The 19,065-nt window shown below is 70.2% G+C and carries 17 protein-coding genes; 8 read left to right on the top strand and 9 right to left on the bottom strand.

What is annotated here, in order from left to right:
• Nucleotides 1–4 precede the first annotated feature (4 nt).
• Nucleotides 5–832 (top strand): DUF4349 domain-containing protein, encoded by an 828-nt coding sequence (locus JMO03_RS09855; protein WP_238346047.1) that lies wholly within the window; start codon nucleotides 5–7, stop codon nucleotides 830–832.
• A gap of 71 nt (nucleotides 833–903) precedes the next feature.
• On the opposite strand, the gene JMO03_RS09850 is transcribed toward JMO03_RS09855, so the two are convergent.
• Complete coding sequence (locus tag JMO03_RS09850) at nucleotides 904–2,313, bottom strand: DUF2867 domain-containing protein (protein WP_202842902.1); 1,410 nt, start codon at nucleotides 2,311–2,313, stop codon at nucleotides 904–906.
• Between the two features lie 15 nt (nucleotides 2,314–2,328).
• A complete protein-coding gene (locus tag JMO03_RS09845) occupies nucleotides 2,329–2,649 on the bottom strand; it encodes a metalloregulator ArsR/SmtB family transcription factor (RefSeq protein WP_202842901.1) in 321 nt (106 codons plus the stop codon).
• A 284-nt stretch (nucleotides 2,650–2,933) separates the two neighbouring features.
• Here JMO03_RS09845 and JMO03_RS09840 point away from each other — a divergent pair, with 284 nt between their 5' ends.
• The gene (locus JMO03_RS09840) at nucleotides 2,934–3,887 is read left to right on the top strand and encodes an aldo/keto reductase (RefSeq protein ID WP_202842900.1); all 954 of its coding nucleotides are present in this window, start codon (nucleotides 2,934–2,936) and stop codon (nucleotides 3,885–3,887) included.
• A 15-nt stretch (nucleotides 3,888–3,902) separates the two neighbouring features.
• Here the strand turns inward: JMO03_RS09840 and JMO03_RS09835 are convergent, their stop codons facing one another.
• Nucleotides 3,903–4,199, bottom strand: coding sequence for a hypothetical protein (locus JMO03_RS09835; protein WP_202842898.1), 297 nt, complete (start codon nucleotides 4,197–4,199; stop codon nucleotides 3,903–3,905).
• Nucleotides 4,200–4,281: 82 nt separating this feature from the next.
• Nucleotides 4,282–5,220, bottom strand: coding sequence for a peptidylprolyl isomerase (locus tag JMO03_RS09830; protein ID WP_202842896.1), 939 nt, complete (start codon nucleotides 5,218–5,220; stop codon nucleotides 4,282–4,284).
• Nucleotides 5,221–5,338: 118 nt separating this feature from the next.
• On the opposite strand from JMO03_RS09830, the gene JMO03_RS09825 reads away from it, so the two are divergent.
• The 4 genes from JMO03_RS09825 (at nucleotide 5,339) to JMO03_RS09810 (ending at nucleotide 10,663) form a co-directional block, all read left to right on the top strand.
• Nucleotides 5,339–5,716 (top strand): PadR family transcriptional regulator, encoded by a 378-nt coding sequence (locus JMO03_RS09825; protein WP_202842894.1) that lies wholly within the window; start codon nucleotides 5,339–5,341, stop codon nucleotides 5,714–5,716.
• Nucleotides 5,713–6,648 (top strand): sensor domain-containing protein, encoded by a 936-nt coding sequence (locus JMO03_RS09820; RefSeq protein ID WP_202842892.1) that lies wholly within the window; start codon nucleotides 5,713–5,715, stop codon nucleotides 6,646–6,648. The genes JMO03_RS09825 and JMO03_RS09820 overlap by 4 nt, the downstream gene beginning before the upstream one ends.
• A gap of 500 nt (nucleotides 6,649–7,148) precedes the next feature.
• Nucleotides 7,149–9,362 (top strand): CocE/NonD family hydrolase, encoded by a 2,214-nt coding sequence (locus JMO03_RS09815; protein WP_202842890.1) that lies wholly within the window; start codon nucleotides 7,149–7,151, stop codon nucleotides 9,360–9,362.
• A 77-nt stretch (nucleotides 9,363–9,439) separates the two neighbouring features.
• Nucleotides 9,440–10,663, top strand: a complete 1,224-nt coding sequence (locus tag JMO03_RS09810) for a hypothetical protein (RefSeq protein WP_202842889.1) — start codon at nucleotides 9,440–9,442, stop codon at nucleotides 10,661–10,663.
• A 249-nt stretch (nucleotides 10,664–10,912) separates the two neighbouring features.
• Here JMO03_RS09810 and JMO03_RS09805 read toward each other — a convergent pair whose 3' ends face one another.
• Entirely contained in the window at nucleotides 10,913–12,250 is a 1,338-nt protein-coding gene (locus JMO03_RS09805; RefSeq protein ID WP_202843039.1) for a polyhydroxyalkanoate depolymerase, read from the bottom strand.
• Between the two features lie 238 nt (nucleotides 12,251–12,488).
• Nucleotides 12,489–13,097, bottom strand: coding sequence for a class I SAM-dependent DNA methyltransferase (locus tag JMO03_RS09800; RefSeq protein WP_202842887.1), 609 nt, complete (start codon nucleotides 13,095–13,097; stop codon nucleotides 12,489–12,491).
• Nucleotides 13,098–13,185: 88 nt separating this feature from the next.
• On the opposite strand from JMO03_RS09800, the gene JMO03_RS09795 reads away from it, so the two are divergent.
• Nucleotides 13,186–13,608, top strand: coding sequence for a CopD family protein (locus tag JMO03_RS09795; protein WP_202842885.1), 423 nt, complete (start codon nucleotides 13,186–13,188; stop codon nucleotides 13,606–13,608).
• A gap of 9 nt (nucleotides 13,609–13,617) precedes the next feature.
• Here the strand turns inward: JMO03_RS09795 and JMO03_RS09790 are convergent, their stop codons facing one another.
• The 3 genes from JMO03_RS09790 to JMO03_RS09780 all read right to left on the bottom strand — a co-directional run bounded on the left by JMO03_RS09790 (nucleotide 13,618) and on the right by JMO03_RS09780 (nucleotide 17,412).
• Nucleotides 13,618–14,814 carry a patatin-like phospholipase family protein gene (locus JMO03_RS09790; RefSeq protein WP_202842883.1) on the bottom strand — a complete coding sequence of 399 codons (1,197 nt, stop codon included), beginning with the start codon at nucleotides 14,812–14,814 and terminating at the stop codon, nucleotides 13,618–13,620.
• 15 nt (nucleotides 14,815–14,829) lie between these two features.
• Nucleotides 14,830–15,615: a 3-hydroxybutyrate dehydrogenase gene (locus JMO03_RS09785; RefSeq protein ID WP_202842882.1), complete on the bottom strand. Its 786-nt coding sequence runs from the start codon at nucleotides 15,613–15,615 to the stop codon at nucleotides 14,830–14,832.
• Between the two features lie 108 nt (nucleotides 15,616–15,723).
• Nucleotides 15,724–17,412, bottom strand: coding sequence for an alkaline phosphatase (locus JMO03_RS09780; RefSeq protein ID WP_202842880.1), 1,689 nt, complete (start codon nucleotides 17,410–17,412; stop codon nucleotides 15,724–15,726).
• Between the two features lie 203 nt (nucleotides 17,413–17,615).
• On the opposite strand from JMO03_RS09780, the gene JMO03_RS09775 reads away from it, so the two are divergent.
• Nucleotides 17,616–18,944 (top strand): dicarboxylate/amino acid:cation symporter, encoded by a 1,329-nt coding sequence (locus tag JMO03_RS09775; protein ID WP_202842878.1) that lies wholly within the window; start codon nucleotides 17,616–17,618, stop codon nucleotides 18,942–18,944.
• The last annotated feature ends 121 nt before the right edge of the window (nucleotides 18,945–19,065 follow it).

Here is a 19,065-nt window from a genome sequence, read left to right as displayed (position 1 = left end):
CTGCATGAAGGATGCGATGGTACTGGCGCGGAAGCTGCTCGGTGTCGGCTTCTTGGGGCTGCTCGCGGCCTGCAGCGGGGAGAAGACGAACGAGGCGGCGCTGGCCTACGGTGGCGCCGGCCCCACCGCTGCCGCCGCGGCGGATGCCGGCGGCGCGGATGGCGCGCGCGAGGCTTCGTTCCTCGCGTACGAACACGATGCCAGCGTGACGCTTCCGGCGGACCGCATCCAGGCGCGCCTGCGCCAGGCGCAGGACGCCTGTACCGCGGCGAAGTTCGGCGAATGCGTGGTGTTGACCGTGCGCCAGCAGGGCGGCGACTGGCCGTCGGCCACGCTCGGCATCCGGATCGTGCCCGGGGGCGTCGAGCCGATGATCGCGCTGGCGAGCGAAGGTGCCCAGCTCGGCAGCCGCGGCACCCGCGCCGAGGATCTGGCGGTGGTGGTGCGCGACAATGCGCTGGTGCAACAGCGACTGCGCAAGGAGCGCGAGCGCCTGCTCGAATTCCAGGCGCGACGCGACCTCACCGTCGCCGACATGATCGCGCTGTCGAAGCAGCTCGCGGAGACGGAGGCGCTGCTGGAAGCCGCGGAGCAGGCCGCCGCGGGGCATCGACGTCGCATCGAGACGCAACTGCTGACGCTCGAGTTCCGGCCGACCCCGTCGCAGGCGAACCGCAACGAGATCTGGCTGGCGATCCGCGACTCGGGCGAGACCCTGTCGCACGGCATCGCATGGACCATCCGCGCGCTGGCGTTCCTGCTGCCGGTGCTGGTGCTCGTCCTGGTCCTGGTGGCCGTGTTGCGCCGCTGGCGTCGGCGCCGCGCCGGCTAGGTCATCCGCTCGCGACGCCGGCTGCCCGGGCCTTTGCCGTCGTCGCCTGCTCGGTCCGGCTTCCGGAGCGCTCAGGCGACCGCCACCGCACGGGCCGGCGCCGGGGCGTCGCGCTGCTGCAGCGCATGCGCGACCGCCATTTCCAGCATGGTCGGCGCGATGTAGCGGCGATGGGTGTGCTCGATGACCGCCATGTAGGCGCGGCCGAAGGCGTTGCGGCAGCGCACGCGCGTCCCCAGGGTGATGCGAAGGCCGTCGCCGGAGTACTCGACCCCCACGCAGGCGCGGAAGGCGAGATGGCGATCGTCCGCGCCGAGCAGCACCTCCACATGGCGCCGGTCGTCGGAAACGCGCTGGTCCAGCACCGGATACCTTCCCGCGAACAGCCGGCTGCGATCGTCCGACAGCAGCGACGACACGGGGCATCCGAGCGGCGACCTGCGCAACCGCAGCGGGCGCACCAGCACGTTGCGCAGGCGCATCAGCCAGGAAACGCCGAGCGGACGGTTGGCGAGGAATCCCTCGAGCACGTCTGCCAGCAATGCCTGCGCGGAGGAACCGGTCTGCGGATGGGGCAATGTCAGCGCGAACATGTCCTGGTGGTGGAAGCCGGCGTCGAACTGCTCCGACAGGAGCGAGCCCTCGGGTACGGCCGCGAGCTCGACCGCGGCATGGCGGTAGCGGCGGCCGATGAAGCCGGCCGGCGCCCGCGCGGCGGCGAGGCGTCGCCTCAACCGGCCGACCCGCGCCCGGATGTGCGCGCAGGCGCGCAGGGCGACGGTGTCCGGTGCCGCGTGCAGCGACAGCGTCGTGGTGGCCACGCGCAGGTGGTGGAACGGTTGCGCCGCCAGCACCTGCTGCACTGCCGGCGGCAGGAGTTCGGTCAGGGTGGGGATGTCGGCGCCGTCGCGGCGGATCGTGTCCGCCAGCGCGGGGTCGCGGATGCCGCCGAGTTCGTTGGTATGGCACGACAGCGCGAAGAACACCGGGTGCGGGCTGCCGGCGCGGCGCGGTGCGAACTGGTGCCAAGTGCCGCCGCCGAAGCGCACGGTGAACAGGCTGTCCGGTGGCACGTCGACCACGTGCAGCGCGTCGAGGAAGGCCTGCGGGTCGCGCTGCAGCGCGTCGTCGTCGATCGTCGAGAAGCGCAGCTGCGCGCCACCGCTGCCACTGACCGCGGTGAATACGCGATGCCCGGCATGGCGATGGAAGGGATGTCCGCCGGCGTCGACCGCGAACGAATACACCGAACTGCGGTCGTCGTGCTCGGCATCCACGCCGAACAGTTTCGCCGAGGGTTCGTCCAGCGCATCGACGAACGATGCATGCCCGCGCTGGTGCCCGCTCGCGCCCGCGAACAACTGGTCGCCACCGCCGGGCGAGAGCTGCGCGACGAGGCAGACTTCCACCGGCTGGCCGCCGTTGCGTGACGGGATGCGGACCATCGGGAAGCCGCGTGTCGGCTGGATCAGGGCGTGCATGGGCGATCCTTTTTTTCAGCGTTTTGGCGAAGCCTTGGCCAGCTTGCGCGACTCCCGCTTCAGCGGACCCGCGGTGGGACAGATCTCGAACGCGAATCCGGTCAGCGAGTTGACCAGGTTGTCGGGCTTGAGCCGGTAGTGCACGAACTGGCCACGACGCTCGCTGACCACGAGCCCGGCGGCCTCGAGCACGGACAGGTGGCGGGAGATCGCGGGCGCGCTCATCGCGAACCGGCCGGCGATCTCGCCCGCGGTGAGTTCCTGCGCCGAGAGGTAGGCGAGGATTTCTCGGCGGGGGCGGGAGGCGAGCGCCTCGAAGACCTTGTCGACGGACATAGGAATTAATCAATTAACTTATTAGTTAAGTTATTCGACCCTGGTGGCAGCTGTCAAGCGCCCCGATGGATGGGGCGGAGGCTGGGGCGCGGGTTCACGCCGGGTCCGAGCCGCGGGAGCATTCGGCGCATCCTGCCGGCCACGCGTCGGGCCCCAGGTGCTTGGACGTCGTCCCCAGGCGCCGACCACCCGATGCCCGCCGCCGTGTTGCGGCACGGTTTGAAGTCGCCCGCCGGAACGGCCAGACTCGGGCCACTGCCCTCGACTCGCCCCTGGAGTGGGACATGACCACGCGCCGCGACTGCCTGAAGTTCTCGATTGCCGCCGCGATGGCGGCCGCACTGCCGCATCGCCTGCTGGCCTCCGATGCCGCGCCGCTGCTCACGCGCGCGATTCCCTCCTCGGGAGAGCGCCTGCCGCTGGTCGGGCTGGGCAGTTCGGCCACCTTTTCGCAGGTGGCGCGCAGCGAGGACGCATCGGCATTGCGCGAGGTGTTGCAGGCGCTGGTCGATGGCGGCGGCACGGTATTCGACACCGCGCCTTCGTATGGCGCGTCGGAACAGGTCGCCGGTGAGCTCGCGCGCGAGCTGGGCATCACCGAGCGGCTGTTCTGGGCGACCAAGGTCAACGTGGTGCCGCGGGGCGGGGACAAGGCCGATCCGGCGAAGGCGCGCGAGCAGATCGAGAATTCGTTCAGGCTCATCGGCAAGGACAAGGTGGACCTGATCCAGGTCCACAACCTGGCCGACATCCCGACCCAGCTGGCGATCCTCGAGGAGTACAAGGCGCAGGGCCGCGTGCGCTACGTCGGCGTCACCTCGACCAGCAAGCCGGCCTATCCGCAACTGATCGAGGCGATGCGCAACGAGAGGATCGACTTCATCGGCGTCGACTATGCGGTCGACAACCGGGATGTCGAGGAGACGATCCTGCCGCTGGCACAGGAGAAGAAGATCGCCGTGCTGGTCTACCTTCCGTTCGGACGCACCCGGCTGTGGAGCCGGATCGGCGATCGCCCTCTGCCGGAATGGGCGGCGGAATTCGATGCCCGTTCCTGGGCGCAGTTCATGCTCAAGTTCGTGGCCGCGCACCCGGCGGTCACCTGCGTGACCCCGGCGACCAGCAAGGCGCGCAACATGGCCGACAACCTCGGCGCCGCGCGCGGACGCCTTCCCGACGAGGCGCAGCGCCGGCGCATGGCGGAGTACATCGACGCCCTGCCGGCGGCGACCGGCTGACGCCGGCGAGCCGCGCTACCGCGCCTCGTCCTCCTCGATCTCGACCAGCGCGTCGAGGTCGAACGCCAGCGCCTCCACCGCTTCGCGCACCTTGCGCGCGGTGGAGGGATTGGGAACCTCCACCTCGACCTCGTGCGTGTCCGCGCCGCGCACGTCGTGCAGGCCGGCGGAGCTGGAGTCGGGATCGTCCATGTGCGGCATCAGGTCCGCGACCTCCTCGACGTGCTCGATGCCGTCGAGGCTCTGCAGCAGGTTCATGATGGCGCGGACGTGGTCGTCCTCGCCGGCGATGCGGAAGCGGAGCAGGGCCATTGCGTTCTCGCCTTGGGTGGGGGCAGCCGCAGACTAGGCTCGCGTCGGCAAACGTCGCGTGACGATCGCGCGTATGTTGTGTTCAGTCTTCGCCGTCGTCGGGCGTGCGCGTGGGGATGGCGATGTTGCACAGGTCGATGTGGCCCGCGGGGCGCTTGTAGAACGCGTCGCGGCGGTTGCGGCGCGACTCGACGAAGGCATCGAAGGTGGCGGTGTCGGTGCGCAGCACCTCGATGCGTTCGCGCCGCGCTTCCGGCAGCGTCGCAGCCAGGGTGATCGCGCGGATCGGCGTGCGCTGCGCGGGCTTATCGTAGATCCCCATCGGCTCCGGTCCGCGCGGGGTCGCGGCGAGCAGGTCCATGCCGCGGATCACGCGCCCGACCAGGGTGATGTTGCGGTCGAGCTGCCGCGGCGATTGCCCCGTGACCACGTAGAGTTCTGCGCCGATGCTGCTGTCGGCCTCGAGGTTGCGGCCGGCGCCGAGCGCGCCATAGCAATGCGCCATCCACGCCTGCCCGTCGGGACCCTCGCGCCCCGCGGCGAAGCCCTCCGCGAAGCCGGTTTCGGGAGCCCAGCCGTCGCGGTCGGGCAGAGCATGGAAGGCCAGGCCCTGCGCGCTGCGTTCGAACTCGGCCGGCAACTGTGTCCTCGCGTTGCCGAAGGGCCTGGCTTTCGCCGGATCGTCGGCGTCGGCATCGCCGAACTGGACCACGAAGTTGTCGTGCGAGCGATAGATGCTGGTGCCGTCCCAGAAGCCCTCGCGCGCCAGCACCAAGATGTTGGCCACGTGCTCCGGCGCGAATGCCGGGGCCAGCTCGATCACCACGCGCCCGGCCTCCAGGTCCATGTACAGCGTGCGCTCGGGGTCGGGGGTGCGCCAGTCGGACGGCCTGGAGGCGTCGAGCACCTGCTGGGTGGTGCGGGGCGCAGGGGCCACGTCCGGCTCGGCCGCTGCCAGGGGCAGGGCGAGAGCGGCAGCGAGGGCAACGAGGAGGGCGGTGAAGGCAGGCTGGCGGGACATGGGGTGGTCCGGGTTCGGTGCGAGGGCCGATTGTGGACGAGACCGGCCCGGCGAGACTAATGGCACATCCGCTATAGAGAAGTCCGTAATAGTATGCTTGTCGTCGAGGAGGATCGGCATGGGCGGCAGCGAAGACCAGGGCGACGTGCACCTGCGCAAGTTCCAGAAGGAACTCAGCGCCGGGACCGTGTCGCTGGCGCTGCTGGCGGTGCTCGGCTCGGCCGGCGAGCCGATGTACGGCTACCAGATCGCCAAGACGCTCGAACGCCTTGGCGACGGCGTGCTCAGCGGCAAGCAGAGCGCGCTGTACCCGGTGCTGCGCAACCTGCAGGCGGCGGGGCTGCTGGACAGCTTCGTCGAGCCGTCCGACGCCGGCCCGCCGCGGCGCTACTACCGCATCACCGACGCCGGGCATGCCGCCCTGCGCGACTGGGCCGGCGCGTGGCGCGCGACCCGCGACTCCGTCGATGCCGTCCTGGAGGGGACACGCGAATGAACAGCAAGCTGCCGACCACGATCCCGGAATACCTCGAACACCTGCGGCGCTCGCTCGCGGGCGCGGATCCGGCGCTGATCCAGGACGCGCTGTACGACGCGGAGGAGTACCTGCGCTCGGAACTGGCCGAGAACCCGGGCCGCAGCGAGGCCGAGGTGATCGCCGCGGTGGCCTCGAGCTACGGCGCGCCGGACGAGGTCGCCGAAATCTACCGCGACACCGAGGTCACGGTGCAGACCGCGCTGCGTCCGCCCGCGCCGCCGCCGCGCAAGTCCGCGCTGGGGCGCTTCTTCGGCGTGTTCGCCGATCCGCGCGCGTACGCCTCGCTGTTCTACATGCTGCTGTCGCTGGCGACCGGCATCTTCTACTTCACCTGGGTGGTGGCCGGCTTCTCGGTCTCGCTGGGCCTGTCGATCACCATCATCGGCATCCCGCTGCTGATCCTGTTCTTCGGCTCGGTGCGGGTGCTGTCGCTGGTCGAGGGCCGGATCGTCGAGGTGATGCTCGGCGAGCGCATGCCGCGGCGGCCGCTGTACACGGTGCGGGGCCGCACGATCTGGCAGCGGATCGGCGACATGTTCACCGATGCCCGCACCTGGAGCACGCTGCTGTACTTCCTGCTGATGCTGCCGCTGGGCGTGGCGTACTTCACGCTGGCGATCGTGCTGATCGCCACCTCGCTGTCGTTCATCGCGGCGCCGCTGCTGGTGTGGTTAGGCATCGCCGATGCGAACGTCTCCATCGATGGATGGCAGCTGCTCAACGTCCATGGCCATGTGGTCGGCACGTCGCTGCCGGAATGGGGCCTGCCCGCGGTATTCGCGGCCGGTATCGTGCTGCTGTTCGCGACCATGCACATCGCCCGCGGCATCGGCCGGCTCCACGGGCTGATGGCCAAGCACCTGCTGGTGAAGACCTCGCAGCACGCGTGAACGGGCGTCGCGGTGCGACCGATTCCGCCCCGGAGGCATCCAGAAGAATGGGAGCCGTCGATGACCATGCAGTCGCCGGCCCGTCTGCGGCAGGCCCGGTTGCGGTCGCTGCAGGCCGGCGGTCCCCGGGGATCCCGCCTGCACGGCGGCTGCCCGATGCGCCGGACCTCGACTCGATCGGTGCGCTATGAGAATGGAACGCGTGTGCTTGCGGTCGTAGACGGCGGGAATGGCCAGCGCCGACCGTATAGCCTACGGTTCCCGGCGTCCGGCCAGCGAAGGCGTATCGCGCGTCATGCCGGCGGCCCGCCACCAGGCCGCGTCGCCGGCGATCGTCGCGGCGGCATAGGCCACGCATCCGCGCCGGCGTGGAACCAACGACGCGCTGCATCCTGTGTTCCATGAGGAGGATCGAGACGATGCCGGGAAGGACGCACTGCAGGTTCCCCAGCCGATGCCGAGCGATCTGTGCGTGGCTGGTGCTGCTCGCGGCATCGTCCATGGCATGGGCGGCGGAACCGACGTTCGAACTCGACATCGACGCCACCGCGAGCGACGGCGAGATCGCCTCGTCCATCGCGGCGATGGCGCAGGCGATGCTCGCCTCCCGCGACAGCGGCGGGGTCGAGACGTCGGAGGAGGACCTCGCGCACCTGCGGATCGCTGCAGGGCAGGACACCGCCGTGGCCGCCGTCGTCGCGCTGATGCGCCGGCTGCAGGCCGAGGGGGAGGCCGCGAAGGCGCAGCGTTGGGCGCCCTACCTGGCGTACGCACGTGCGCGCAGCGAACCGGCCGGGTTCGACGCCGGCTATGCGCGCGCGCTGCGCGGGCATTTGTCCGGACTCGACGATCTCGATGCGCAGCGCACGGCCTACTGGTTCGTCGGCGACGCCGAGCGCGCGCAGGCCGAACTGCGACAGCGCCTCGAGCCGGGCGTGGGAGCATCGGGCATCCCACTCGCCGGCGCACTCGAGCTGGCGCGGCGGCAATCGTTCGTCGACGTCTACCGTTCGGCCGCCAGGCTGGCGCCCGCCCTCGTGCGCGAGGACGAGGAAAGGCGCTACCTGGTCGACGACCAGGTGCTGATCCGCACGCCGCAGGGCGCGACGCTGTCGGCGACGGTGGCGCGCAGCCGCAACGCCGACGGGCCCCTGCCCACGGCGATGCTGTTCACCATCTACACCGCGCCGGAGGCGAATCGCGCGACCGCGGTCGAGGCGGCCTCGCGTGGCTACGCCGGAGTGGTGGTCGATGCGCGCGGCAAGCGCCTGAGCGAGGACCGGATCGCTCCCTACGAGCGCGAGGCCGACGATGCGCACGCGGCCATCGACTGGATCAGCCGGCAACCGTGGAGCGATGGGCGGGTCGCGATGTACGGCGGGAGCTACTCCGGGTTCGCCGCATGGGCGGCCACCCGGCGCATGCATCCGGCGCTGAAGACCATCGTGCCGTACGTGGCGGCGATCCCGGGCCTCGGCCTGCCGATGGAGAACAACGTGTTCCTCAGCGCGAACTACGCCTGGCCGTTCTACGTCGCCAACAACCGCTTGCTCGACCACGAGACCTACGGCCAGCGCGAGCGCTGGAATGCATTGACGGAGAACTGGTTCGCGAGTGGCCGGCCGTATCGCGAGATCGACGATGTGGACGGAACGCCGAACCCCTGGCTGCAGCGCTGGCTGTCGCATCCGGCCTACGACGCGTACTGGCAGGCGATGGTGCCGTACGGCGACGAGTTCGCGCGCATCGACATCCCGGTGTTGAGCATCACCGGCTATTACGACGACGGACAGATCTCGGCCCTGCAGTACTTCAAGGAGCACCATCGCCATCGGCCGGGTGCGGAACACTACCTGCTGATCGGGCCCTACGACCATTTCGGCGCGCAGGCGCCGGTCAAGCAGCGTGTGTTGCGCGGTTACGCGATCGATCCTTCCGCGCAGTTCGACACCCGGGAGATCACGTTCCAGTGGCTGGACCACGTGTTGCGCGGCGCGCAGCGCCCGGCGCTGGTGCGCGACAAGGTCAACTACCAGTGGATGGGTGGCGATGCGTGGCGCCACGCACCATCGCTGGCGGCGGCAGCGACACCGGTGGCGTTCCATCTGGTCGACAGCCGATCCGGCGCGTATCGAAGCCTGTCGCCCGAGGCGCCGCCGGCGGCGCGGCCCTTGCGCCAGACCGTGGATTTCGCCGACCGTACGACCCGGGGCCATGGCTACTATCCAAGCCCAATCGTCCGCGATGCGATCGAGGTCGACAGCGGGTTCGCATTCGTCAGCGAACCGTTCGAGCGCCCGACGTCCGTCGTCGGCACGTTCTCGGGTGAGCTGAAGGTGCGCATCGACAAGCGCGACTTCGACTTCATGGTCGTTCTGTACGAACTGCGTCCGGACGGCAGCGCGATGCAGTTGTCGTACTTCGTCGGCCGGGCCAGCCACGCGCGCGACATGACGCGTCGCGAACTGCTGGTCCCCGGAGAATGGACGCGCATCCCGTTCGAACGCAGCCGCATGACCGCTCGCAGGATGGAGCCGGGCAACCGCCTGCTGGTGGTGGTCGACGTGCTCAAGGACGCGCACCACCAGGTCAACCATGGCACCGGCCGCGACGTCAGCGACGAGTCGCTGGCCGACGCCACCGTGCCGCTGACCGTGGAGTGGCACCCGGACAGCGTGGTCCGCGTGCCCTTGCGAACGGAGGATGCGCAGTGAACCGATACGCGCGATGGTGTTGCGGCGCGTTGGCGATCGTGCTGCCGGTGTCCGCCGTTTGCACGGAACCAGCGCCTGTGGAAACGGAGCAGGCGCTGCGGCGCGCCGCAGCGATCGCCGACGACCCGGTTTCGATGCAACGGGCGACGGCGTTGTGGAACGTCGCCCTGGATGCGCCGATCGTCCTGATCGATCCGGCCACGCGTGCGTCCTGGCGCATGGATCCGGCGTCGGACGAGCCGGTGCCGGCCGCGCTGCGCGCGGACCAGTTGCCGGCGAATACCTGCGTCGAGGTCAATGGCGTGCCGACGGTGATGCTGATGCTGCCGTTGTCGGATGATCGCGATGCGCTTGCCAGGTTGCTGTGGCACGAACGCTGGCACTGCGTGCAAGGCGGATTGGGACTGCCGGCGGTGGAGGGCGACAACGGGCACCTGGACGGAGAAGCGGGCCGTACGTGGTTGCGGCTCGAACTGCGCGCGCTGGCGCAGGCGCTCGCCGCCCCCGGGGGCGACGCCGATGCCCGCGCCCATGCCCGGGCCGCACTCGCCTTCCGCGCGCGCCGTTCGGCCCAGGGCGAACTGGCGACCGGTACGCTGCTGCAGGAGGCGAAGCTCGAACGCAACGAAGGCCTGGCCGAGTACACCGGCCGCATCGTCGCGTCTGCGGCGGGCGATCCGGTGCCGGCGCTGCTCGACGCACTGCGCCGCGCCGACGGCAACGACGGTTTCGTGCGTTCGATGGCCTACGCGACCGGACCGGCCTACGGGCTGCTGCTGGATCGCTGGCGCGATGGATGGCGGTCCGGGGTGAGCGCGGACACCGACCTGCCGACGTTGCTGTCGGAAGCCCTCGGCGCCGCAGCTGTCGATGCGGACAGGGCCGGGCAGCAGTACGGCATCGATGACGTCCGCATGTCGGAACGCGAGCGCGCCGCGTTGCGCGCGCAGCGCGCAGCGGCGTATCGCGACCGTTTCGTCGGGGGCGCGACGCTGCGGCTGCCGTTGCAGAATCCGTCGATGTCGTTCGATCCCCGCACCCTGTTCCCGCTGGGCGATGCCGGTACGGTCTACGGCACGCTGACCGCGCGCGCGGCCTGGGGCGAACTGGTCGCGAAAGACGGTGCACTGGTTGCGCGCGACTGGTCGGCGATCACCGTGGGTGCGCAGGACATCGACGGCTGTGGCGCTAAATGGACCGGCCCGGGCTGGACCCTCGCGCTGTCGGCAGGCTGGCGACTGGAACGCGACGGCGGCGAGTGGCGCGTCGGCGAGGGGCCGCCCGCAGCTTGCGGGGACTGAACGTCTCCGCGGCCGATCCCGCCACGTGCAGCGGGAGACGGGAGGACGGTGCTGGAGTCGAGCCGCAAAACGAATCGTCGGCCCCGACTCGCGTGTGGTCCGAGCCGGTCCCGCTCCGCCGGGCCTTCAACCGGCGCTTCGCGCCACCTTCTCCCGGAGGGAGAAGGGATCCACTCGGCGCGACGCGTTTCTCCCGGAGGGAGAAGGAATCCGACTGCCGCGACGCGTTCTCCCGTCGGGAGAAGTGATTCACCCGGCGCGACGCGCCTTCTTGCCCGCGGCCTTCTTCTTCGCCGCCGCCTTCTTCTTCGGCGTTCCGGGACGGGTCCTGGCCGGCGTGCCCGCGACGTTGGCGGCGATGAAATCGCGTACCTGCGGGTAGACCTGCTCGCGCCAGCGACGGCCACTGAAGATGCCGTAGTGGCCTGCGCCCTCGACGGTCAGGTGGTGGCGATCCTGCGCGGCGATGCCGGTGCACAGGCCGTGCGCCGCGCGGGTCTGGCCCAGGCCCGAGATGTCGTCGAGTTCGCCTTCGATGGTCAGCAGCGCGGTGCCGCGGATCGCCGACGGCTTCACCCGCTCCTTGCCGACGTCCCACAGCCCGCGCGGCAGCAGGTGCTCCTGGAACACCACGCGGATGGTGTCGAGGTAGTACTCGGCGGGCATGTCGAGCACGGCGTTGTACTCGTCGTAGAACTTGCGGTGCGACTGGGCGTCCTCGAGATCGCCCTTGAGCAGGTCCTGGTAGAAGTCCCAGTGCGAGACGAAGTGGCGTTCGGGATTCATCGCCACGAAGCCGGTGTGCTGCAGGAAACCGGGATAGACCCGGCGGCCGGCGCCGGGATAGTTCTGCGGCACCGGGTGGATGACGTTGTTCTCGAACCACCACAGCGGCTTCTGGGTGGCGAGGTTGTTGACCGACGTCGGCGATTCGCGGGTGTCGATCGGCCCGCCCATCATCACCAGCGAACGCGGCACCGGCTCGCCGCGCGCGGCCATCAGCGAGACTGCGGCCAGCACCGGCACCGTCGGCTGGCAGACGCTCATCACGTGCAGGTCGCTGGCGCCGATGTGGCGGATGAAGTCCTCGATCGTGCGCACGTAGTCGTCGAGCGTGAACGGCCCGGCGGCCTTGGGCACCATGCGCGCGTCGACCCAGTCGGTGATGTAGACCTTGTGGTCGCGCAGCATGGTGCGCACGGTGTCGCGCAGCAGGGTGGCGTGGTGTCCCGACAGTGGGGCGACGATCAGCACCGGCGGCTGCCCGCGCATCTCGCCGATGGTGTCGGCATCGTCGGTGTAGCGCTTGAAGCGCAGCAAGTTGCAGAACGGCGTGCTGCGCACGGTCTTCTCGACCACCGGGTAGACCTCGCCCTCCCACTCGATCGAGTGGATGTCGAAGGCGGGCTTCTCGTAGTCCTTGCCGACCCGGTACAGAAGTTCGTTGGCCGCGGCGATGCGTTCCGCGCCGGGCATGGCCGACAGCCAGCTCCCCGAGGCGGAGTAGGCCTTGGCGTTGGCTTCCGCCCAGTAGGTGAGCGGCGCCATCCAGGAGCGGGTGAGTTCGTGGAACTGGTACAGGAGCATCGGCGTCACGGGCAGCGGCTGCTGCGGCGCAGCATACCGCATCGACGGAAACCGGGAGTCAAGGGGCCGAGCGCCGGCCCGCGCCCGGAGCCGCGGGGTTTCCGGGGGGTCGGCATGATCGAGGGAGGAAGCGTCCACCTGGTCGATAACGGCAGGCGGGCGTGGACATGGAGGCGGGCATCGTTGCAGGCCTTGTCCCCGTCCGCGCCGCGTCCAGGGGCATACCGGCAACGCCGGTTCAGCCGCCAGGGACGCGCGTAGCAAGCTCGAGTGCCGCGACATTGCCGGCCAGCGCCGGCGAGAGCCAGCAGTGCGAGCCGAGCTGGCGGAAGCCCAGCGCCTCGAAGCGGCCACGGTAGAACGCGGCGGAGCGGGCCTGGAAGTCGACCTCGTCGCCCACGGTCCGGTCCTCGCGCGTGAAGGTCTCGAGGAAGGCCACGCCGCCGCACAGCTCGGCCAGTCCCGGCAGGCCGCGGTCGAGCTCCTTCAACGGCAGGTAGTGCATCACGTCGCTGCACACCAGCAGGTCGACCGGCGGGCAGGGCCGCAGCGTGGCGAAGTCGGCGAACCGCGCCAGGTGCAGGTTGCGACGTGGTCCGTAGCGGCGCACCGCGTACTCGCTGCCGTCGAAGCCGAGGTAGCGCAGCTTCGGCCGCAGCCGCAGCAACGGCGCGCGCCACGCGCCTTCGCCGCAGCCGATGTCGAGCACGCTGCGCAGCGGCCGTTCGAGGTGGTACTCGGCCGCCGCCACCGCGAGCGCGACCTTGCGCGCCAGCCGCTGCGCACCGCCGATGCCGCGGTTGCGGTACCAGGTATCGAAGTAGCGTTGGTCGTAGCGCTTGGCCATCGGCGGTCGGTCCCGGAAGCGGCGGCTACAATAGCGCGCCCACTCGCCAGCGTGGCCGTCCCCGCGGCCGCGACCGCCGGAGATCCGCATGCACGCCTACCTGTGGACCAAGTCCGCGCACCTGCTGTTCGTGATGGCCTGGGTGGCGGCCGCGTTCTACCTGCCGCGGATCCTGATCAACCTGGTGGAAGCCGGCGAAGAACCCGCGGTGCGCGCACGCCTGCTGCTGATGGGTCGGCGGCTGTACCGCTTCGGCCACGTGATGTTCGGGCTTGCGGTGCTGCCCGGCCTGGCGTTGTGGCTGCACTTCGGCGTCGCCGGCGGCTGGCTGCACGCCAAGCTCGCGCTGGTGGCGCTGTTGCTGGCCCATTTCATCGTCGCCGGGCGCTGGCTCAAGCGCAGCGCGGCGGGGCAGGCGCTGCCGTCGACCAGAACGCTGCGGATCTTCAACGAGGTGCCGGTGTTCGGGCTGCTGGCGGTGATCTGGCTGGTGCTGGCCAAGCCGTTCTGAGCTTCGTGCTCAGGTCTGGTCCGCGCGCGCGTCCGTGTCGCGGTGCACGTCGTGGGTCGCCACGCCCACCGAGCGATCGGGTAGTGCGAAGTATTCCGGACGCTGCAGGGTGAGGTCCATGTCGCGACGGCCGCTTTCCCAGTGCTCGCGCAGCGGGATGGTGCCGAAGGCGTAGTCCTTGCTTTCCTGCTCGTGCGGCGTGGCCTGGTAGATCAGGTGGATGATGTTGAACACGCGGTCGTCGAGCCACGGCGACAGCGCTGCGTCCAGGTGCGGCGGCAGCCTGCGGTCGGGCAGCAGGTCGATCAGCTCGCGCAGCGAAGTACGCAGCGTCTGCGCCATCTCGACCATCTGCGTGCCGTGGCGGGTGCGGCTGGAGTAGCGGATGTCCTTGATCCGTTCCAGCACGTCCATGATCGTCCGCGGCCGCGCGCCGCGCGCGCTCCACAGGTCGACCTGGAAGGCGAGGGTGTCCTCGTGCGGGCGGCAGCCGAGGATGTATTCCAGCGGCGTATTGGAGACGATGCCGCCGTCCCAGTACGGTTCGCCGTCGATCTCCACCGCGGGAAATGCGGGCGGCAGCGCGCCCGAGGCCAGCACGTGCTCGACCCGGATCGGTTCCAGGGCGCTGTCGAAGTAGCGGAAATTGCCGCGCATCACATTGGTGGCGCCGACGGTGAGGCGCATGCCGCGGTCGCGGTTGATGCGGTCGAAGTCGACGAAGCGCAGCAGGGTCTCGCGCAGCGCCGAGGTGTCGTAGAAGCTGGTGGCGGCGTCGCTGCCGTCGGAGAACAGCAACGGCGACAGCGGCCGCGACTGGAAGAAGCCGCGTTGCCCCTGCGCCAGCGCGCCCATCGCGCTCAGGTTGCGCGCCCAGGACAGCAGGCCTTCCTGTTCCGGCAGGGCGGCGACCAGGGTGCGTACGCCCAGCGCGGCCAGCGCCAGCGGGCCGGCGGGTTCGGAAATGTGGTCCCAGAAGCCGCGCAGCTGCGCGATGCGGTCTTCCGGCGCGTTGCCGGCGATGATCGCGGCGTTGATCGCGCCGATCGAGATGCCGGCGATCCAGTTCGGCGCGATGCCCGCCTCGTGCAGCCGCTCGTAGACCCCGCACTGGTATCCGCCGAGCGCGCCGCCGCCCTGCAGTACGAGCGCGACGGTGGGGTAGCGGCGGAGGTGCCCGCAGGCGTCGTCGATCGGGCTGGGCATGGCCGTCGCGCGGGGCTACTGCATGAACCAGCCGTGGCTGACCACGATGCTCTGCCCGGTCAGCGCGTTGGTCTCGAACGCGGCCAGCGCCAGCGCGACGTTGGCGACATCGTCGACCGTGGTGAACTCGCCGTCCACGGTGTCCTTGAGCATGACGTTCTTCACCACCTCGTCCTCGCTGATGCCGAGTTCCTTCGCCTGCTCCGGGATCTGCTTCTCCACCAGCGGCGTGCGCACGAAGCCGGGACAGATCACGTTGGCGCGCACGCCGTACTCCGCCGCCTCCTTGGCGACGGTGCGCGCGAGGCCCAGCAGGCCGTGCTTGGCGGTGACATAGGGGGCCTTGAGCTTCGAGGCCAGGTGCGAGTGCACCGAGCCCATGTACAGGATCGCGCCGCCCTGCTTGCGCCTTTCCATGTCGCGCAGGCATTCGCGGGTGGTCAGGAACGCGCCGTCGAGGTGGATGGCGAGCATCTTCTTCCAGTCCGCCAGGCTGAAATCGGTGAGCCTGTTGACGATCTGGATGCCGGCATTGGAGACCAGCACGTCGACCCGGCCGTAGTGCGAGACGACCCTGGCGATCCCGTCGACCACCTGCGCTTCGTCGGTGACGTCCATCGCCACGGCGAGCGCGTCGCCGCCTGCGTCGCGGATGGCCTGCGCGGCGGCCTCCGCCGCGTCGAGCTTGAGGTCGGCGATCGCGACCCGGCCGCCGGCCGCGGCATACACCTCGGCGATACGCTTGCCGATGCCGCTGGCGGCGCCGGTGACGACGCAGACCTTGCCGTCGAGACGGTTCATGCACGCACTCCTGGAGGGGGAAGGACAGGATAGCGCCGCAGCCGCATGGGTCGCGACTGCACCTTCGGGCAAGCACCGGCCGCGCGATCGCGGCGAAGCCGTGGCGGCTCAGCGCTCGCGGAATTCCGCCGGATCGGGCAGTTCCACCGGCACGCCGTCGGCGTTGCAGGTGTCGGCGGCGCACAGCCGCTCGCGCAGCCGCGGCGTGGCCTGGACGATCACGTGGTGGATCACGTGCTGTTCCAGCGTGCCGCGGAAGGCCTCGCTGCCCGGGCCGCGCGCCCAGATGCCGACGTCGTCGCCGCCGTGCGATTCGGATTTCAGCGGCACCAGCGCTTCCTGCATGAAGTCAGGGTGTTCGGTATCGACCTCGCGCAGGTCGGGGCGGCCGTGCGCCGGCTCGAACGTGTCCGGGTGGTGCAGGTGCCGCTTGGGCCCAGCCGGCTGGCGCGCGCTGGCGCCGGTGTAACCGGGGCCGTTGGCGTAGACCAGGGTGGTGTAGGGCAGGCCGAGCATGTCGCGCGCGTACTCGTTGGGGTCGTCGTCCTCGCTGACGCGGCCACGGACCTTGCCGAGGATCGGGTTGCCGCGCCTGGGGTAGCCGACGAACCCGAGCGTGTGCGAATGGTCGGCGGTGACCACGATCAGGGTGTCCTGCGCCGAGGTCAGCTCCACGGCGGCGCGGACCGCACGCGACAACGCCACGGTTTCGTCGAGCGCGCGGTAGGCGTTGCCCTCGTGGTTGGCGTGGTCGATGCGGCCGCTCTCGACCAGCAGCACGTAGCCGTCGTCCCGGCGCGAGAGTCTGTCGATCGCGAAGCGGGTCATCGTTTCCAGGTCCGGCTCGCCGGCATCGTCCCTGCGCCGGTCGTGCTCGTACTGCATGTGGTCGAACTCGAACAGGCCGAGCACCGCGCCGGCGCCGGTCGCCTCGCGCAGTTGCGCATTGTTCCAGACGAAGGCGCTCCCGGGATTGCGTTGCAGCCATTCGCGCGGCAGGTGGCGGCCGTCGAGGCGCAGGCCGACCTTGTCGTCGTACTCGGGATCGCGCTCGGTCGCGGGCAGGAACTGGCCGCGTCCGCCGCCCAGCAGGACGGTGGGGCCGCGCCCGGGCGCGAAGTCCAGCAACTGCTGCGCGATGTCGCGGCAGCCGGCGGTGCGGGCGGCGTCCGGCAGGTCGGCGTCGACCTCCCAGTTGCGGTCCGGCGCGTGCGCATACAGGGCCGCGGGCGTGGCGTGGGTGAGACGGGTGGTGGTGACGATGCCGGTGGCGAGGCCGGCGGCGTCGGCCAGGCGCAGCCAGGACAGCAGGTGCCTGCCCTGGCTGCCGGCGCAGTCGGCGCGGTGGCCGGCGGACACCCCGATCGCGCCCATGTGCGATTTCACCCCGGTCCCGATCGCGGTCATCGTGCCGGCCGAGTCGGGGGTCTGCGAATCGGTGTTGTAGGTCTTGGCGAACGCGGTGTGCGGAAAGCGTTCCCAGGACAGCACATGCTCCTCGCCTGGACGTCCGTCGCGCTGGCCTTCGAGGATGCGCGCCGCCGCGACCGTGGCCAGGCTCATGCCGTCGCCGAGGAACACGATCACGTTCTTCGCGCGCCCGGCCATCGCGCCGTTGCCGGCCGCGCGCGCGGCACCGCTGCGGTACCACCATTGCGGGGTTTCGCCCGCGGGATGCGCGACCTCGGGAACCTCCACGGTCCACGCCTGCGGTCCGGTGTCGCGTGGCGGCGCTGCCACGCAGCCGTTGAGCAGGATGGCGAGCAGGATGGAGGCGAGGGGAAGCGGGCGTGGCATCGGCGTGGGGTCCGTGGAGAAAAATGGGTTCGAATCCGCCATTCCCGCCTGTCGAGAACAACAGTCGGGCGCGGGGGGCGTGGCCAAAGCGCGCGATTATGTCGGGCCAGGGTGTCCCGCCCATGACAGCGCGGCGTTCCAGCCGAAGCGTCGCCAGCAGGAGCGCGGTCGGCTAAGGTGTCCTGCCGTCCCGCGGAGCCCGCATGCGCCTCGTCCACGCCTGGCTGAAGATCCCGTTCTGGCAGCGCGTCGCCGCGGCGTTCGTGCTGGGCGCGTTCGCCGGCTGGGTGATGGGGCCGGCGGCGCAGACGTGGTTCGGGCCCCTGGGCACGGTCTACGTCAACCTGATCAAGATGATCGCGATCCCGCTGGTGTTCTTCGCGGTGGTGAGCGCGGTCGGGGCGCTGTCGGGCCAGCGTTCGATCGCCGCGCTCGGCGGGCGCACCCTGTTGTGGTTCGCCATCACCGCGGTGCTGGCGGTGGGGGTCGGCCTCGCGTTCGGCTGGGGCTTCCAGCCGGGTGCGGGCGTGGACCTGGCCAGCCTGCCGGTGGCCGAGAACTATCGCCAGCGCGACGTGCCCGGCCCGCTGGACGTGCTGCTCAACATCGTGCCGGAGAACCCGTTCCGCGCGCTGGCCGCGCTCGGCGCCGGCCGCACCGGCGAGGGCCAGAACGTCATCGTGCCCAGCAACTTCACCATCCTGCAGGTGATCTTCTTCGCCGGGCTGGTCGGGTTCGCGCTGGTGAAGCTGGGCGCGAAGACCGCCGGTCTGCGCGGGCTGATGGACCAGTCGCGCGAACTGATGATCCAGGTCACCCGCTTCGTGCTGGAGGCCACGCCGATCGGCACCTTCGGCCTGATCGCGGCGCTGGTGGGCAGCTACGGTTTCGGACAACTGGTGCCGCTGGGCAAGTTCGTCGTCGCCCTGTACGCGGCCTGCGCCTTCCACATCGTCGTGGTGTACGGCGGATTGCTGCTGGCGCACGGCCTCAATCCGCTGAAGTTCTTCCGCGGCGCGGCGCCGGCGATGCAGATCGGCTTCGTCGCGTCGAGCAGCTTCGCCGCGCTGCCGTTGTCGCTCACCTCGGCCACCCACAACCTCGGCGTGGACCGCGACTACGCCAGCTTCGCGGTGCCGCTCGGGGCGAGCATCAAGATGGACGGCTGCGGCGCGATCTATCCGGCGCTGGCGGCGGTGTTCATCGCCCAGTACATGGGCCTGGAATTGTCCACCGGGCAGTACCTCGTCATCGCCCTGGCCTCGGTGCTGGGCAGCTTCGGGACCGCCGGCGTGCCAGGAACCGCAGTGATCATGGCGACCGTGGTGCTCAGTGCCGCAGGCCTGCCGCTGGAGGCGATCGGCATCCTCTACGCGATCGATCGGGTGCTGGACATGATGCGCACGATGACCAACGTCACCGGGCAGGTGCTGGTGCCGGTGCTGGTGGCGAAACAGACCGGTCTGCTGGACCGTCAGGTGTACGAGCGCGCGTCGAGCAATGTGGGCATCGAGGACTCCGCCCCTTCCTGATCAGCTTCAGCGCTCTCGGCCGGCCTCGCGGCCGGGCGCGGCGAACATGACTTCCGGGCTACACGGGACGGTTGCGGCCGGGATAGGGTAGCTGCCTGTGCATCGGGCCAGGAGGGCGCCC

This window comes from Luteimonas saliphila (assembly GCF_016774335.1).
Classification (GTDB): domain Bacteria; phylum Pseudomonadota; class Gammaproteobacteria; order Xanthomonadales; family Xanthomonadaceae; genus Luteimonas; species Luteimonas saliphila.
This window is presented reverse-complemented; position numbering and strand designations above follow the sequence as displayed.

What these genes read in the sequence shown, in the direction of transcription:
- JMO03_RS09855 (WP_238346047.1), top strand. Translation starts at nt 5, where the DNA reads ATGAAGGATGCGATGGTACTGGCGCGGAAGCTGCTCGGTGTCGGCTTC.
- JMO03_RS09850 (WP_202842902.1), bottom strand. Translation starts at nt 2,313, where the DNA reads ATGCACGCCCTGATCCAGCCGACACGCGGCTTCCCGATGGTCCGCATC.
- JMO03_RS09845 (WP_202842901.1), bottom strand. Translation starts at nt 2,649, where the DNA reads ATGTCCGTCGACAAGGTCTTCGAGGCGCTCGCCTCCCGCCCCCGCCGA.
- JMO03_RS09840 (WP_202842900.1), top strand. Translation starts at nt 2,934, where the DNA reads ATGACCACGCGCCGCGACTGCCTGAAGTTCTCGATTGCCGCCGCGATG.
- JMO03_RS09835 (WP_202842898.1), bottom strand. Translation starts at nt 4,199, where the DNA reads ATGGCCCTGCTCCGCTTCCGCATCGCCGGCGAGGACGACCACGTCCGC.
- JMO03_RS09830 (WP_202842896.1), bottom strand. Translation starts at nt 5,220, where the DNA reads ATGTCCCGCCAGCCTGCCTTCACCGCCCTCCTCGTTGCCCTCGCTGCC.
- JMO03_RS09825 (WP_202842894.1), top strand. Translation starts at nt 5,339, where the DNA reads ATGGGCGGCAGCGAAGACCAGGGCGACGTGCACCTGCGCAAGTTCCAG.
- JMO03_RS09820 (WP_202842892.1), top strand. Translation starts at nt 5,713, where the DNA reads ATGAACAGCAAGCTGCCGACCACGATCCCGGAATACCTCGAACACCTG.
- JMO03_RS09815 (WP_202842890.1), top strand. Translation starts at nt 7,149, where the DNA reads ATGGCATGGGCGGCGGAACCGACGTTCGAACTCGACATCGACGCCACC.
- JMO03_RS09805 (WP_202843039.1), bottom strand. Translation starts at nt 12,250, where the DNA reads ATGCTCCTGTACCAGTTCCACGAACTCACCCGCTCCTGGATGGCGCCG.
- JMO03_RS09800 (WP_202842887.1), bottom strand. Translation starts at nt 13,097, where the DNA reads ATGGCCAAGCGCTACGACCAACGCTACTTCGATACCTGGTACCGCAAC.
- JMO03_RS09795 (WP_202842885.1), top strand. Translation starts at nt 13,186, where the DNA reads ATGCACGCCTACCTGTGGACCAAGTCCGCGCACCTGCTGTTCGTGATG.
- JMO03_RS09790 (WP_202842883.1), bottom strand. Translation starts at nt 14,814, where the DNA reads ATGCCCAGCCCGATCGACGACGCCTGCGGGCACCTCCGCCGCTACCCC.
- JMO03_RS09785 (WP_202842882.1), bottom strand. Translation starts at nt 15,615, where the DNA reads ATGAACCGTCTCGACGGCAAGGTCTGCGTCGTCACCGGCGCCGCCAGC.
- JMO03_RS09780 (WP_202842880.1), bottom strand. Translation starts at nt 17,412, where the DNA reads ATGCCACGCCCGCTTCCCCTCGCCTCCATCCTGCTCGCCATCCTGCTC.
- JMO03_RS09775 (WP_202842878.1), top strand. Translation starts at nt 17,616, where the DNA reads ATGCGCCTCGTCCACGCCTGGCTGAAGATCCCGTTCTGGCAGCGCGTC.